Below are 724 nucleotides of genomic sequence, written 5' to 3'. Positions count from 1 at the left end.
TGGGGGAAACCGCTCGTTTGCGTGATCTGCAAGCGCGGGGTGGGCAGGTGAATCGGGTGGGCTGGTCGCCTTTGCATTACGCCGCCTCCAAAGGGCACGAGGAGACGGTACGCTATCTGCTGTCTCAGAAAGCGATTGTGAATGCGCCTGCACCTGATGGGACCAGCCCTTTGATGATGGCTGCCTTGTCGGGCAAACGGGCTGTAGTCGATGTGTTATTGGCAGCGGGTGCGGATCCGAGTATGCAAAATGCCCAAGGTTTGAGTCCGGCAGACTGGGCTCGTTCGGCGAATCATGAACAATTGGCCAGCTACCTGGATCAGGCCGTCGCACGCAAAGCAGCCTCTGTGCCTGCTGCAGCGGGGACTCATTCAGGAGGAGCGGTACAGACATACGGCGTACCAGAGCGGGTCGAACAGCCCGATCTGAATCGGGTGCAAACGGTGACGGTAGAGCCTGAACCCGCTCCTGCAGCGGATAGCTCAAGCTCCAAGCCCGCTTCGTCGGGCAGTACCAGTCGTTATTTTGACCTGGACCGTTTCGACAAGCCTGTACAGCCTTAATCCATGACAGGATGGAAAAAGGAGCCTTCAAGGCTCCTCAGACTGCTGACAAACCCTCCCATAAAACAGCAGGCTTGTTCATAATACGTTCATGCTTAAGACCCCGACTGCTTATCAACATGAATGGGAAATGGTCACGCTGGACTCCTTGGTTCCGGGCG

1 protein-coding gene is annotated in these 724 nt (G+C 56.8%); it reads left to right on the top strand.

From position 1 onward, the window contains the following. Positions 1–563, top strand: a 563-nt coding sequence (locus tag KOE80_RS20130) for an ankyrin repeat domain-containing protein (RefSeq protein WP_226349845.1), incomplete at its 5' end; no start/stop codon positions are given. Between the last annotated feature and the right edge of the window lie 161 nt (positions 564–724).

This window comes from Alcaligenes sp. 13f (assembly GCF_020496585.1).
In the GTDB taxonomy this organism is placed as follows: Bacteria; Pseudomonadota; Gammaproteobacteria; order Burkholderiales; family Burkholderiaceae_B; genus Alcaligenes; species Alcaligenes phenolicus.
Note: the sequence above shows the minus strand (reverse complement) of the source record. Positions and strands in the feature narration are given on the sequence as shown.